The organism is Brevibacillus reuszeri (assembly GCF_001187725.1).
GTDB lineage: Bacteria > Bacillota > Bacilli > Brevibacillales > Brevibacillaceae > Brevibacillus > Brevibacillus reuszeri.
On sequence record NZ_LGIQ01000007.1, the window covers coordinates 274,955 to 289,649 of the forward strand.

15 protein-coding genes are annotated in these 14,695 nt (G+C 46.4%); 10 read left to right on the forward strand and 5 right to left on the reverse strand.

The window, feature by feature from the left end; genetic code table 11:
* Positions 1 to 82: 82 nt before the first annotated feature.
* Together ADS79_RS11015 and ADS79_RS11020 are read right to left on the reverse strand one after the other, a co-directional pair.
* The gene (locus ADS79_RS11015) at positions 83 to 721 is read right to left on the reverse strand and encodes a glycoside hydrolase family 73 protein (protein ID WP_049739054.1); all 639 of its coding nucleotides are present in this window, start codon (positions 719 to 721) and stop codon (positions 83 to 85) included.
* Between the two features lie 115 nt (positions 722 to 836).
* Positions 837 to 1,265 (reverse strand): DUF1885 family protein, encoded by a 429-nt coding sequence (locus ADS79_RS11020; protein ID WP_049738458.1) that lies wholly within the window; start codon positions 1,263 to 1,265, stop codon positions 837 to 839.
* A 181-nt stretch (positions 1,266 to 1,446) separates the two neighbouring features.
* On the opposite strand from ADS79_RS11020, the gene ADS79_RS11025 reads away from it, so the two are divergent.
* The 5 genes from ADS79_RS11025 (at position 1,447) to ADS79_RS11040 (ending at position 5,757) form a co-directional block, all read left to right on the forward strand.
* Positions 1,447 to 1,971 (forward strand): MarR family winged helix-turn-helix transcriptional regulator, encoded by a 525-nt coding sequence (locus tag ADS79_RS11025; RefSeq protein ID WP_049738459.1) that lies wholly within the window; start codon positions 1,447 to 1,449, stop codon positions 1,969 to 1,971.
* 106 nt (positions 1,972 to 2,077) lie between these two features.
* On the forward strand, positions 2,078 to 2,377 hold the full coding sequence (locus ADS79_RS11030) for a DUF3055 domain-containing protein (RefSeq protein WP_049738460.1): 300 nt from the start codon (positions 2,078 to 2,080) through the stop codon (positions 2,375 to 2,377).
* 78 nt (positions 2,378 to 2,455) lie between these two features.
* Entirely contained in the window at positions 2,456 to 3,247 is a 792-nt protein-coding gene (locus ADS79_RS11035) for an alpha/beta hydrolase (RefSeq protein WP_049738461.1), read from the forward strand.
* 147 nt (positions 3,248 to 3,394) lie between these two features.
* Positions 3,395 to 3,520, forward strand: a complete 126-nt coding sequence (locus ADS79_RS34295; protein ID WP_084765805.1) for a GapA-binding peptide SR1P — start codon at positions 3,395 to 3,397, stop codon at positions 3,518 to 3,520.
* A 110-nt stretch (positions 3,521 to 3,630) separates the two neighbouring features.
* Positions 3,631 to 5,757 carry a TolB family protein gene (locus ADS79_RS11040; RefSeq protein ID WP_049738462.1) on the forward strand — a complete coding sequence of 709 codons (2,127 nt, stop codon included), beginning with the start codon at positions 3,631 to 3,633 and terminating at the stop codon, positions 5,755 to 5,757.
* Between the two features lie 68 nt (positions 5,758 to 5,825).
* Here the strand turns inward: ADS79_RS11040 and ADS79_RS11045 are convergent, their stop codons facing one another.
* A complete protein-coding gene (locus tag ADS79_RS11045) occupies positions 5,826 to 7,784 on the reverse strand; it encodes a beta/alpha barrel domain-containing protein (protein WP_049738463.1) in 1,959 nt (652 codons plus the stop codon).
* A gap of 130 nt (positions 7,785 to 7,914) precedes the next feature.
* Positions 7,915 to 9,387, reverse strand: coding sequence for an aminotransferase class I/II-fold pyridoxal phosphate-dependent enzyme (locus ADS79_RS11050; protein WP_049738464.1), 1,473 nt, complete (start codon positions 9,385 to 9,387; stop codon positions 7,915 to 7,917).
* A gap of 167 nt (positions 9,388 to 9,554) precedes the next feature.
* Here ADS79_RS11050 and ADS79_RS11055 point away from each other — a divergent pair, with 167 nt between their 5' ends.
* A complete protein-coding gene (locus ADS79_RS11055) occupies positions 9,555 to 10,526 on the forward strand; it encodes an NAD(P)H-dependent flavin oxidoreductase (RefSeq protein ID WP_049738465.1) in 972 nt (323 codons plus the stop codon).
* 225 nt (positions 10,527 to 10,751) lie between these two features.
* Here the strand turns inward: ADS79_RS11055 and ADS79_RS11060 are convergent, their stop codons facing one another.
* Positions 10,752 to 11,402, reverse strand: coding sequence for a YktB family protein (locus ADS79_RS11060; RefSeq protein WP_049738466.1), 651 nt, complete (start codon positions 11,400 to 11,402; stop codon positions 10,752 to 10,754).
* A 223-nt stretch (positions 11,403 to 11,625) separates the two neighbouring features.
* Here ADS79_RS11060 and ADS79_RS11065 point away from each other — a divergent pair, with 223 nt between their 5' ends.
* From ADS79_RS11065 to speD, 4 genes are all read left to right on the forward strand, one after another.
* Positions 11,626 to 12,225 (forward strand): hypothetical protein, encoded by a 600-nt coding sequence (locus ADS79_RS11065; RefSeq protein WP_049738467.1) that lies wholly within the window; start codon positions 11,626 to 11,628, stop codon positions 12,223 to 12,225.
* A gap of 199 nt (positions 12,226 to 12,424) precedes the next feature.
* Entirely contained in the window at positions 12,425 to 12,931 is a 507-nt protein-coding gene (locus ADS79_RS11070; protein WP_049739055.1) for a DUF4446 family protein, read from the forward strand.
* A gap of 348 nt (positions 12,932 to 13,279) precedes the next feature.
* Complete coding sequence (locus ADS79_RS11075; RefSeq protein WP_049738468.1) at positions 13,280 to 13,876, forward strand: hypothetical protein; 597 nt, start codon at positions 13,280 to 13,282, stop codon at positions 13,874 to 13,876.
* Between the two features lie 236 nt (positions 13,877 to 14,112).
* Positions 14,113 to 14,517, forward strand: coding sequence for an adenosylmethionine decarboxylase (gene speD / locus ADS79_RS11080; protein WP_049738469.1), 405 nt, complete (start codon positions 14,113 to 14,115; stop codon positions 14,515 to 14,517).
* The last annotated feature ends 178 nt before the right edge of the window (positions 14,518 to 14,695 follow it).

Consider the following 14,695-nt stretch of genomic DNA (forward strand, 5'->3'; position numbering starts at 1 on the left):
GGTTTAAGCAAGACTCAATCGATAGGTAAGCATTCTTACTTGAAAAAAGAAAGACTCTCCAATGGAGGGTCTTTCTCTGTTTTCAGGGGGCTTCACGCTGCTTATCCAATAAGCGAAGTGCAACAGCGAGGACAGCCCACACAGGCATCGGTTCATCCAGCTTGCTGAGCCACTCGGGGGAAGTTAAAAGTCCCTCCTTCAATGCTCTTTTTCCAAGGTCCAGCTTCCATGCCGGATAAGGAGAAGGCTCCTCAGCCGAAAATTGGTCATACTGGGCGAGATTGTACGAGTCGATGATGCGCGTCAGCTTTGCAGCGTAATCAGGGTCAGTAGCGTAGCCGGCTTTTGTGAGGGCCTGCGCGGCTTCGTAGGGAGTAGAGGCAGTGATCACCTTCTTGTAAGCGGGCTTTAACAAAAATTGCGCGTGGTCATCAATGGATTGCTGATAGTTGTAATACGCCTTGAATTCAGAAGTGCGAGGCACCATTTGACCGTTCATGGCTTCATTGCTTACGACCTTCACAGATCCAGCGACACCGGTGCCTTTTATTCCGAATAAATTGTAGGATGAGCGCCCTGTAACGGGATCTACGGGTACTTTTTTGCCCCAACCTGATTCGAGAATGGCTTGTGCGATCGTAATGGACGGAAACAGGTGATAGGTAAGGTACGACTGTCTGGCAGAGCCTGCAACCAAATCAATAAAAGCTTGTTGTTCCATGAAGTCCCCACTTTCTTTTGTCATTCCTTCTTTAGACATACTATGAGAACTTCAGTGAAGAGGCGAATAGACAAAAAAACAGCCGAGGCAGGTCGGCTGTTTGGGCTGGACGGATTTATGGCTTGCGTGGTTGAAAGTATTGAACGCGGTTATTAAACAGATGAAGCTCAGCTTTAAAAGTACGAGCAAGGTAACGACAGTACTCGTTTGCCTTGTTTTTATCACCGTGTGTAGCCGATTCGGGCAAAGAAATTTGCACATAATGTTTTTCCTTCCCGTTCTCCTCGGTCAGTCCGACTCCGACGATGATGGCTTTATACATGTCGGGATCTTTCCCCTTCAACAGAAACCAGGAGTCTTTTCCTTCTGGGCGTTCCTCAACCGTATATGGAAAAGCGGCATCTGCATAAGTCCAGCCAAGCTGCTGACCCGTTTTGGAGGTCATCTCCACATATCGCGTAAACTTGGCTTTCACGTCGTCAATACTTGCATGAGTGGCTGTAGAGCCCTCTACGAAATAGATGTAGGCCGATTGCAGTTTCACGATTGTACTCACTCCCAGTACCAAGAATATCTGCGTTTAGTGTAGCATTGCTTCCACTCTTTGGCAATGCCGGTAATTTGCCACTAAAAGTAATTGCGTGTCTTTTCTGAAAAGTGTAAAATATAACTACTATTTATATAGTCGAGGAATGAAAGATCAAGGATCATGGAGGAGTATACCCATGCAGGAGGCCTCAATTAGACACGTATTCGAAGCACTGAACACGATGCGCGCCATTGATGTTGTGAACAAAGAAGACTGGGAGAAGGCAGCGAAGGAAGCTGAGTTGGATTCCTCTGTTCAGCTAAATATTCTCTGGATCATCTACTGCTATGAAGGTGTACGCGTGACCCAAATTGCGGACTGGACCTTTTGGCACCCCTCATCTATCGTCATTCATATTAAAAAATTGATGGAGAAAGGAATGGTGACAATCGAGAAATCGGAGTTGGATGGGCGAGTTGTCCATGTGTATCCAACTCAAAAAGGAAAAGAGGTTCTGGAAGCAAGCCGTCGAAGTGTTCCGGATATTTTCCGTTTAACGTATGCCTTGGAGAAAATGGAGGAACGCTACAGTACAGCAGTGGTTGAACTGTTCTTTGAATGTCTCTCGTTTGTCGCCCAATCCTTGCATGGGGCGGAAAAAGTGAGATGGATTCAAGAGGGCGAAGACCGAGTGTTAAACCCTAGGCATTTGATAAGTTGAGTGTAATGGGTAGCAAAAGCATAGGTTTTCGCGTATACTTATAACTACTCCGAATATTTACTTAAAAAGTATTTGGAGGCGATTTCAAGACGAGGAGGGATTGCTGATGGAGCACTACGACCACTTATATGATGTTTCGGAGAACGCAAATGTACGTTTTCTCGGATTTGTATCTGAGGGTACTCGCCACGACTTTGGAATTGTATTCACGCATAAGTTTTATGGAAAGCCGTTGGTGATCTGTATGCAGACAGGGCAATCAACCCTTCTCAGTTCAGAGGATGCCATCAATCCCGGGTATCTGAAAAAGATATTCCGCCTGAACTCAGAAAGTGAAGCGGAGGCCCTCGCCAGCTTTTTCCAAGAGCATTTACCAAGCTTATCTTTAGAAGAAAATCAGTATTAGGTAGCGAGCAGAAGATTTCTTCTGCTCGTTTTTTACATAGGAAGAGATTAGCTACAAGAGCAGTGAGGGGAGATTACATTGTTTAAGCATAAGTGGCCAAGTCAAAATCAGCGAGGAGCAGTTGTGCTCGTCCATGGAACAGGAGAGCATCATGGAAGGTACGAACATGTGGCGGCATACCTCAATGAACAGGGCTGGACAGTATATACCGGGGATTTGCCAGGCTGGGGACGCGCCACTGGAGCTAGAGGTCACATCGATTCCTTTTCACAATACATAGAGACAGCTCGAATGTGGACAGAAGAAGCGCTAAAAGACATAAGCGGAGAGTATCCGGTTTTTATCATGGGGCATAGTCTCGGAGGGTTGATTGCTGCAAGATTTGTCCAGGTTTTTGAGCGTAGACATGAACTAAGTGGGCTTATTTTGACTTCGCCGTGTATGCAGCTAAAGCTCGTGGTGCCGGAATGGAAGGCGCAGGTGGCCCGTTGGTTGGATCGTGTGTGGCCGACACTGACGATTCCAAATGGAATAACCCCGGACATGGTTTCGCGGGATGAGCAGGTGCAGGCTGCCTATAAAAGTGATCCGCTTAATTATCCAAAGGTGAGCGTGCGGTGGTTTCAGGAGCTTGAGCGAGCTATGACGAGAGCATGGGAAGAGAGGGGCAAGCTAGACATTCCTGTACTAATCATGCAGGCAGGAGATGATACGATTATCAACGCCGATGCTGTGGAGCGCTTCGCGGAAGGGATAGGGCCACATGCTACGTTTCAACGCATAGCGGGTTTACGACACGAGATTTTGAATGAACCTGAGCGTGACAAGATACTCCGGCAAATAGGAGAATGGATGAACGAAAAGATCTAATTATGACATACTAATTCATAAAAATATGAGTAAAATTACCGTATTGACTCCCAATGATGTGTCATATTAATATGTATATAACATTACATTAACGAGAATATGACCATCACACACTGCTATAAGAATGTGGATGCGGAGGGAATACACATGGGAACGATCGTTTGTCAATCTTGCGGGACCATTATTGAGCACTTTGAATGTAATCAGGTGAAAACGCTTTATGCAGTATGCAGCTGCGATTGTCGCCCTGATGAGAGACAGGAAAAAGAATAGTTCACATGATACCAGGCCTATTTTTAGGCCTGTTTTTTTTGACAACCTTTTCTACATGTATGATAATAGAACTGTATGTTTAAATTGTTGCAAAAAGGAGGAATTGTTTCATGAAACGAAAACCGATCCAGGGTTGGCTGGCCTCTGCACTGTTGGTCACCTCTCTGTGGGGCGGGACTCCGGCATTTGCAGAGAGTATTGGTGATGAAGTAAAGCTAGACCAAAGCCAACCTGAAATCTCGCAAGCTGGTTTCGACATTGCAAAGGACTATGCGGTATGGATTAACCAAGATGAAAATATGGTTACCCTATACAACCTGGGTAAAAATACGGAGACCAAAATTGGAAGCAAAAGCTCGAAAAAGACAAGTCCAAAAGTTGATGGGGATTACGTGGTATGGATCGATGAAGACTCTTCAGTAAATCTATACGATATCTCCAAAGGCAAAGAGAAGCGCATCAGTGAGAGCTCAGGAACCATCGCGGATGTAGAAATTGCGGACAACCATGTGGTTTGGTCGAATAAGACTAGCAAGGGTACTGACATTTACTTGTACAATATTGATACGGGTGATGAAGAAAAAGTATCGACAAGCGGGAAAGCCACTCGACCTGTTGTGAGTGAATCATATGTTGCATGGGAAGACAGTCGGGATGGTAATGCCGACATCTATTACTATGACATTGATACAAAAGAAGAAGAAGCAGCTGTAACCGGACGAGGTAATCAGATTCGCCCAAGCATCTATTCCGATACGATTCTGTATGAAAATGAAGCAGCTGAAAATACCCAGATTTATGAATACGACATTACAACAGGCAAAAACAAAAAGGTTACAGACGGTTCAACCGATAAAAATTACGTTCATCTCTATAAAAGCTCCTATGTGTACATAGATGACGGGGATTTGAAAAGTGCGGATTTAGGTAAATCCTCAAGCAGACAGATCGATTCGTATATTTTTAAAGGGAATGCACCGCGCGTATATGGAAATTATGTCCTGTACTCGAAGCGAAACAGTGACAAAAAGCTGCAGCTGAACCTGTACGACATCAAAGAAAAAGAAGCAGTATCTTTGGGCTCGGTAGTAGGTGAGCCTTCGCAACCAGACGGTAGTGATCGTTATGTTGTCTACCTGTCTGAATCAAAGCGCGACAACTCAGTCGTTTTGTACGATACAAAAAACAAGACAAGTCAGATCATTAGTAAAACCAATGCAGATCCGAACCATCCTGTAGTAAGCAATCGCTACGTTGTTTGGTACGACTATAGCAAGAAAGCGCTCATTTCTTACGATATCCAAAGGGGCAGGGAAACACAGCTCACGGATGAAGATAATAAACAAGAGCCAAGTGATGAAATTTTTAAAATCGATGGAAGCCAATTGCTATGGATGAATGACGGACGTCGTCCTGAACTGATGATCACTGATCTCAAGACAGGCGAGCACAAGAGCGCCTCATCCGTTAAAGGTGAACCGCTGAGCATCGATATCTACGGAAATTATGCTTCCTGGGTTATCGAAACAGGTTCAAAAAAAGCAACCGTTACGTTGTATGACATCAATAGAGAAAGACAAACAGATATTGTCAAAAACGTACAAGTCGAAGATGCAGCAATCGGAGACAACTTTGTTGTTTGGAGCGAATATAAAAACAATTCCTGGGATTTGTTTCAGTACAATATCAGTCGTGAAAGAACAACAGATCTGCTGCGCTATACAGATCGTGACCAAATGAATCCGCAAGCCTCCAGAAATATGGTGTTCTTCAAGGACAATCGCCTATCGCCAAATGCCAAAAATTTTTACTATGAGCTATACGATGTGGAGGATGGATCATTTGTTGATCTTTCCTGGAACGATAAAGCGGAGGTAACTGAACCGCGCATTGGTGGAAACCGTATCGTCTGGATTGATACGCGTGATAAAACGCCAGCTGTTTATACCATGGCCATTAGTAGCCCACAAGATGATGACGATGATAATGGCGGACCAGGTCCTGAGCCAGAACCAGGCGATTACAAACAATACGTACTGGTAGACATGATGGCTGATGGAACCTACAAAGAAAAGATGAAAAGCACCTCTCCTGACAAATTTGTATTCGTATTCTTTGCAAATACAAAAGATCAGGTTAAGCTTTCCGTCGAAGAAGCCATTGATGACCTCGACCGATTTATTGATCTACTCACCAGTGATGACCTCGATAATATCATGATTCGCATTTACGAATAAGCAAAACCAGGCAATAGGATGTATACCATCCGTACTGCCTGGTTTTTTATTGTAGCGTCTCGTGAGCACTACCATGTTTTTGCCGTTAAAAAAGGCCGTGTCAAAACCAGACCAATCAAAAACAGCAACGCAGCGATATAGGCAGGAAACAAATGCCAAAAATCAACATAACCAACAGCAAAATGAATGCCAATCCCGGAGACAAAGCCAGGAATCCCCGCCAGAAACAATGTCCACCATACCCAGCTCTCACCACGCCGGAAGCCCCACAGACTAATCAGGAGTACGCCGATCCCATCCGAAATGAGTGCTCCGCCAAAGCCAGCCCGATCATGCGCAATCAGCGGAATCAACCGGTCGTTGTAAGCTTGCATAGTTTCAGCGGAAGCGCATAGAAAAAGCAGATCGGACGGAACAAATACATCAGTCACTCCAATGATGGAAATCATCATGCCCGCACCTGATAGACCAAAACCAATGATGACAAAAAGCAGTTGGCCCCATAAAGCATTTTTCCAGTCACGGTTATTGTTCAGATCAATCGGAAGTGGGAGCAGCTGCTTTTTTGCGGGCTCACGTAAAGCGAGCAAAAACATGGGAAACAGCAGTAATGACAGAATCGCGTGTAAGTAGTCAAAATACCCGTAGCCAATAAATAAAAAGAAGCTGACAAAGCCGACAGTTCCAGAAGAGAGAAATGCAACTCGTGTCCAATGAAGACCATTACGCAAGCCATATCGGGAGAGCTGAAAGTAAATAATCCCGATGGAGAGCATCGTTCCTGCCAGGCTGATTCGATCATGCGACATAAAGGCGAGGAGTTGGGCATTTAGCATGTCCAAATCGGCAGGGCTTGCTCCCAAAAATTTTTCGTCATAGGGAAGCATTACGCTGGTAGCAGCAACCCACCAGGCCACTCCACCACCAATCATCATTCCGATTCCCAAGAGAATGCCCCACATCCATGCTGGGAAAAGCCAGGATTTTACACGGTGAGCGGTATCTGACGAGAGCGCATCAGGAGGCCTTTGGACACAGCTCGTTTGCCAAATCGACTCATTCGTTCGCTTGGGTAAACCAGGACCAGAATAAACCAAGCCACTATGCAGTTGAACGAAATCTGCACCTGCATCCAAAAAGGTGAGCGCATCGGCAGGCTGCTGTATGCCTCCAGAACCAATTATGGTCGCATCAGTCCATGTAGACCTTAGCACGCGGCACATGTCTATGGCTTGTTCAAAAGAAGGAGGACCTGTCACTTGAATGTCGCGTTGTACACGCTGGGTATGTTGCGTAATACCACCTGCTATAACCAAACCGTTCAGACCTTCTGTGCGTGCAATCTTAACCAGCCTTCGTGCCTCTGGTTCTGGCAAGTCGGGTGGAATCACCAAAAGGAGCGGGCGATCCGTCAAGGCTCGTAGGCTGGATAGATGCTCACTCCAGTCGTGAGTACCCCAGTTAATAGCTTCATTCGGAGAAAGCTCTAGTGTATAAAAAGCGCAAAAAGGCTCCAAGACCCGAATCAATTCGGCTCGTTCAGCAGTAGCCTCCTGTACGCTTGCTCCACGGCAAAAACCGAGCCTCGCTCCTAGGGGAACGTCGACGTGACGCATTTTCTGCAAGCACTTCTCGTAGCTGTCGATTCCAGGATTCGTCAAAGAATCGGAATACGAAATGGCTAGACCCTTTGGCTCTCGCCACACCTCGTTATAATCTGCATGTGGCTTCCGCGTGACTGGACCGATTTCGATGTAGCCAAAGCCAAAGCGGGAGAGTGCTTCTGTTGCTTGTAAATCCATATCCAGACCTGCACCCAGACCGACTGGACTCGAAACAGGAACAGAAGCGAGTGAGCGTGACAAGGAAGCGGGTGGCTTCATATGCCCCATGATCTCGATAAGGAGTGATCCTCCAGGAATTTTGCCTAGCATGCCGATCGCGGTCAGTGTAAGGCGGCGCGCCTGCTTGGCAGGCAAAAGAAAGAGAAGTGGTCGAAATAGCGTTTGATACGACCAATCGGGCATACCTCATTAACACCCTTCCTATTTTTTCCTCTTTTCCATCTTACCAGAAAGATGTGTGGATTCATCCAAAGAAATAAAAAGCTGCTGTCTCAAGGGAAGAGGCAGCAGCTTTTGAATAGGAGTAGTTGGCTTAGCCAGAAATGGCTGTTTGTCTTTTTACTACTTTAATCGTTTTTAATGTCTCGTCCTCAGGTCCCTGCACAGGCAAACCAACTCGAATGTTTTCGAGAATGTAGGCGATGTTTTCTTCTGTAATGACTTCCCCAGGTAAAAAAATCGGAATCCCCGGAGGATAGACCATGATAAATTCTGTTATGACCCGACCCGCTGCTTCCACGAGAGGAATAGTCTCTGTCTCCGAATAAAAAGCATTGCGCGGAGTTGTGGAGAGCATCGGAATGTTTGGCAATGAAATGGTCGGTTTGTCTTCCGCTTGGGCATGTGCGAATTCTACCGAGAGATCACGAAGGGCATTAACCAGCGTTTTTATAGACTCCTCTGTGTCACCAGCTGTGATGAAGCAGAGGATATTGTACAGATCGCTCATTTCTACTTCGATGTTGTACTTGTCGCGCAGCCAGTTCTCTACTTCCCATCCGGTAATACCCAGATCACGTACATGAATCAACAGCTTGGTCGGGTCCATCGCAAAGGTAGCAGCTGTTCCCAGAATTTCTCTGCCAACGCAGTGTATGCGCGGGATTTCATTAATCATATCGCGTGCCTTGTTAGCCAGCTGCATCGCTTGTTCGGCTAGCAGATGTCCGTTCAGTGCCAAATGCTGACGAGCCATATCAAGTGAAGCCAGGAAAATGTATGAAGTCGAAGTCGTAGTCAGCATACTCATCACAGTCTTGACGCGATCGACGTCCACCAAGCCTTCGCGAACGTTCAAGATCGATGTTTGTGTCAGTGAGCCGCCCAGCTTGTGGACGCTGGTTGCAGCCATGTCTGCGCCTGCTTGCATGGCAGAGATCGGCAGCTCTTCATGAAAATGAATGTGAACACCATGGGCCTCATCCACCAATACCGGTATTTCATAGTTATGCGCTGTGCGAACAATCTCACGCAAGTCTCCTGCGATCCCGAAATAGGTTGGATTGATGACTAACAGTGCTGCTGCATCCGGATGGGTTTCCAGTGCTTTTTGCACGGCTTTCACTGTAATCCCATGAGAGATACCTAGGCGCTCGTCCATCGCTGGATGGATAAAAATAGGAACGGCACCTGCAAAAATAATTGCGGACATGATAGATTTATGCACGTTGCGTGGCACGATAATTTTGTCGCCAGGGCTGCAGGTTGCCATAATCATAGCCATAATGGCACCGCTCGTCCCTTGAACGGAAAAAAATGTATGGTCAGCGCCGAAAGCCTCGGCAGCTAATACTTGGGCTTCCTTAATCATTGCCTTCGGGTGATGCAGGTCATCCAGAGGCGCAATGTTAATGAGGTCTATCGAGAGAGCGTTCTCCCCGATGAACTCGCGAAATGCCGGATGCATGCCCATACCCTTCTTATGGCCCGGAATGTGAAATTGAATCGGGTTCCGGTTGGCGTGCTCCAACAACCCGCTGAACAGAGGAGTTTTCATTTGTCTCACTTTCGATCGCCTCGCTTTACTAATCCAGAATAAATAGGGAAAAAACAAACAAATTGAGTATAGCAAAATAGGGGGGGAAAGCAAGCGAATTTTTATTCAAAATCACGCGTTGCAGCAGGAGTTTGCAAATGTGGACGAGAAGCTTTACAAAAATGGGGTGATGAAGGATGAATACGAGAGTAAGTGAACTGCTTCAGATTACCTATCCAGTTGTCCAAGGAGGATTGGCCTATCTAGCTTATGCAAATCTGGCTGCAGCGGTGTCTAATGCAGGCGGACTCGGGCAAATAACAGCTATGTCTTTACCGTCGGCAGAAGCACTGCGCGAAGAAATTCGCAAGGTGCGGTCCCTGACCGATAAGCCATTTGGCGTGAATTTTGCCATTGGCCAGCATAATCGTCCGTATGAGGAATTGCTGGATGTCGCCATAGAAGAGGGCGTAAAAGCTTTTTCTGTTACCGGTGGCAATCCTGAACCGCTGGTCCGCAGACTTGATGGTCATGACGTGAAAAAGCTGGTGCTGGTTGCTTCTGTTCGGCAAGCCCAAAAAGCGGAGGCGATTGGCGCCGATGCGGTTATGGCAGTGGGACAAGAAGGTGGCGGGCACCTTGGAAGAGACGATATCGGGACGTTTGTACTGATTCCGCGAGTCGTAGACTCCGTAAAAATACCGGTACTGGCAAGTGGTGGTATCGGAGACGGTCGAGGAATCCTCGCAGCATTGGCGCTGGGTGCTGAAGGTGTGGAAATGGGAACCCGTTTTATCGCCACCAAAGAATGTGTACATGCACATCCGGCATATCAAGAAGCGATTTTACAAGGCACAGAGCAAGATACAGCTGTTATTAAACGGACGTTGGGTGCGCCCGCTCGGGTAGTGCGGACTTCAGGGTCTGATCATATTCTCCAGCTTGAGAGAGAAGGGGCTGGTTACGAGCAATTAAAGTCTTTTATCAGCGGAGAAAATAACCGCACCTTTATTTATGACGGTGATGACCAAAATGGGTTTGGCTGGGCGGGTCAAGTCATTGGCCTGATCCATGACGTTCCTTCTGTACAAGAGCTATTCACGCGCATGTTCTCTGATCTTGATGAGACATGGGGCCGTATTGGGAAATACGTAAAGCCAATCGTATGATAAGGTATTGTTCCCTGCGATGGGTGCGTTATCATAACAAAACGGTCATGACGGTTGTGTTTGACCGCAAGCGGTCGTATCCACCTTTATAGAAAACGTTGAGTTGTTATTCACAAAAAAGAACAGGCCGACACTTTTCATTAGAAAGCGGACCTGTTCTTTTGCATATAACGTAACGTGTGGCGAATTTTCGTGAATAGGACTCGATAGAGTGTGAATAAAAAACTATCGGGAGGCGATAGTTGCACTGGTGTTGCTGAGGTTGTAAAGCTTGGTCAACACAGCAAAAGTTTCCTCGAGACGTTGCAGAAAGGCATTTCCGTCAGTCAAAACCGGATCGTTACGGTCAATGGTGATACCGCATAGCAGTTCTGCTTTTTTTACATCACCGAGTCGATTCACCAGCTTCAGGACGCCTTCTTTTCCCAGCTCCTGTGAAGACGTGCTGGCAGGCTGGGTATGGTCAGGAGACCAGTGAAAATGATTCGGAACCAGGGTCATCATTTCATCCAGCTGCTCCTTCATTGCTTTGCTGATTTCGGTCTTTGCGGGAGCTTCATAAATCACGGCGTACCATACGAATACATGTGTGCCCCACAAACCGATTTGAAAGTGTGGATGCTTTTTGTATCCCCGCTTGTCAGCGGCCCAGGCAACCCATGTATCTGCAGGAGGATTGACTGTGCGACGAGCATGCTTTGCCACGTGGTAAAACATCTCGTTTTCGCAAGACACGGAGAGTAGGGGAGCAAAATGCTGACCGAGTGACTCAAGCTTAGGGCGAACAATCGATTTGATTGCATCCATGCGCTGATCTAACCCGTCAATGGTAAAAACGTCGAAATCTTCTTGCGTGAAACCGGAAAACGCTGACATGCAACAAACACCTCTTTTTAAGACATCATCGCACCAAGGGAAGAAATGGGCGAAAGTCCCTGTCAAGGGAGCTTGGAATCCTCCATATGATATCATACCACGTAGGAAAAAAATACATGCCGGGATATGAATAGCAAAACCTTCGCCTGAATAATATGATATACCACTCACTCCCTTACAGCGAAAGTGATATCTGAGTATTCTGTTAAAGGGAGGAGCCTTGATGAATCTCGGCACTGAGTTGGAGTATTTCAATCTGGCCGTTTGGTTTGACCGCAAGACGTTGCACGCGATGTTGCAGGCCCTGGTGGAAGCAGGGGTGAGCGTCAAGTGGAAGGAGTCTCCCGAGCAGTTTCACCTCCTCGTGAACACCACAGATGGTAAGTCCGCATGGAAAATGCAGCGAGTGAATGGTTCCTACAAGCTGCATTTGGCAGGAATACCTGTCTATGACAAGCGCGTGGCCCAGGTCCTGGAGAAATTCGTTGTGCACGCCAAAGGGCATGCCATCATCCGAACAATCTTTGACGACAGGGTCCAGCTGAAGCATATCCGCTATGGAGAAGCCATCAGAATAGTGGAAATAAAAGGAGCTGAGAAAAAAGTGATCTACGAAAAATCCTTCAATGTGACTATGGATCAGGTAATTGCCGCTTTGAAACGCCGTGATTTGGAAGAGCGTATTCCTGTTTTACGTCTGGAACTGGATTATGAGCTGGCTACCTTATATGATGCAATGCAAGCAGAAGACAATGCGCAAATGAAACAATCTAAGGAACGCTTAAAACAGCTCCGTCGAGAAATGCTGCTCTTGGAAGCGTAGGGTAGACTGGAGGATAACCAAAGGACGATGAGCTTATCGCATTGGCATACGGAATGAAGAAAGCGACATCTCGCTTAAGAGAGTGTCGCTTTTTTTGGTTTTTGGAAAAGACTTTGTTTGAATGGGCGACGCGACCAAGGTACAATATAAAAGGATTGAAGTGACTATGTACCCAAGTACCAGAAAGGAAGAAAATGTTTTGGAACCATTCCTATCAGAAATCTCCAATGTGGGAATTCTACTGTTGGCTGTCATCGCTTTAAATGTTGTCTTGCTCCTCGTCTGCATCATGCAGTCGCTGCGGATTAGCCGACTGCGCAAATCGATTAACCGTTTTATGACAGGAGTGGGCGGTGCAAATCTGGAGGAAGGGATGCATCGGTTGCTTGACCAGGTCGATGAAGTGAAAAAGTTTCAAAATGACCAACAATTCGTGGTGAATCGTCTTTCCCAGCGAATTGCTGCACAGTGTGGGAAAGTAGCTGTGATACGGTACAATGCGTTTGGGGATGTCGGTAGTGATTTGAGCTTTTCCATGGCAATCATCGATGACGCGCAAAACGGCGTTGTCATTACAAGCATCTTTGGGCGAGAAGAATCGCGCGTATATGCAAAACCATTGGAGGCAGGCACTTCGGCGTACACTTTGTCCGAAGAAGAGCAGGCTGCCATTCGTAAAGCGATGAATCAACCGGTTGGTGCATAAATTACGCTGAATTTCTTTGAAATCGCTAGCATATGTTTGAATGAGGGAGTTCTTTCCTTCTCCATCCGGTTAAAGCCCGATATTGAGCCATTTTGGAAGATTTCATCTGCTTTTTGCTCAAGACTTTTGATTGCGTCTGATGTATAATAAGAAGTGTCAAGGAAGGCTTTTTTCGTTAAATACAAAAAGTAGGTGATCCGCCTTCATTACCCAAATCGATTATCGATTCCCGGGGCAAGGCCAGGTTCTACAGCGTTCGTTCGTTGACACTTAGCGTAACTCCTCATATTTGGATCATAGTTAGGTCAAGTTTGGCCACTGCAAACCAAAAGAATTGAGGAGATATTTATGGCACAGCGTTTAGCAACCAATTACGCCAAGGCCTATTTTACGGTGAATGAAGAAGAGCTGAACCAATTCGTCTCGCTCTTCACCAACGAACACATCTCAGTTGATGTAAAAGTATGTGACAATGGTGACCGTGACGTTATTCTGACCGACAATAACGGAGAAATTCAATTGAGCTTCTTGCGTGTCGGCAATCGCTATTCGTGTGACAGCTCTTATCTCATCCGGGATCGACAGCTGGCAAATGCAATGCGTAAGGCAATGAAAACGTTCCGTGGCTATGGCATTGTCCATCGAATTTATGATGGCTTCACGGTCGTGTATCACTACGATCAAGGATCTGTCGTAAGCATTCAAGAAATTTCTGGTGACGAGGAAACCTCTATCTTTGAGAATTCCTCGCCTAGTATAACCCATGAATTGGAATCTCTATTCCAGCAAGTGGGAAGTGAGCAGGAAATAGAGTCGCTGCGCCAGGAAACGGATCGTTGGCTGGATTTGCGGAATTGGGCAAAGCAAGCTGCCCCGGAAAAGCTGCCAGCGATTGATACTAGACTGGCTATTCTATCGCAGCGAATGTTTGAATTAGAAGCATAAATCAGGAGAAAATGGGTGCGTATGCAGCCCATTTTTTTATTTCTACGATATTCTTTGGAAAAAAGTATTGTCAAACTAGGCCGATGCATGGTATGGTTGTTTTCGTTGGAAACAGGATTAGGAACCAGGATTCACTTTAAAGGGTGGATAACAAGAGGGAAACCGCCCCCGTTAGTGAATGACGCAGGTCCTAGCGATGTTTAACATTACACTCGTTAGGAAGGGGGAACCGAAAGATGGAATATTCGACTTTCGGAAGACACGTTGCTGTTGACACATGGGGAGTTCAGTTTGACTTGTTGAACGACGCAGAGTTTTTGAAAAAGGAAATGATTGAAGCTGCTGAGGCAAGTGGTGCTACAGTATTAAGCGTACAAGCAAAGCAGTTTTCTCCTCAGGGTGCTACCGTACTGGTTCTTCTCTCGGAAAGCCACCTGTCCATTCACACGTATCCTGAGCGCGGATTCGCTGCGCTGGATTGCTACACGTGTGGTGAGACGGTTGACCCGCAAGTTGCCATTGACTATTTGGTATCCGTGCTGAAGCCGGAGAAAACCTACGCGAAGAAATTGGTTCGCGGAACAGGTGAATTGCAAGTAGTTGAGCCAGAAATGAAAGTGGCTGCATTGGCAAGTAAGTAACAAATGTAAGTATTCAAGAGGTGCGGATCGTTTCCGCACCTCTTTTACGTGGGGGTTCGCGCACGCATCCCGTGAGCTTTTTAACGTATAAGAAATGATAAGCACAAGGCTTATCATTTCTGGAGTGCATGGAGACTTTCCGCTAAAACGGGATCGCTCCTCCTTGGGGAAGCTACGA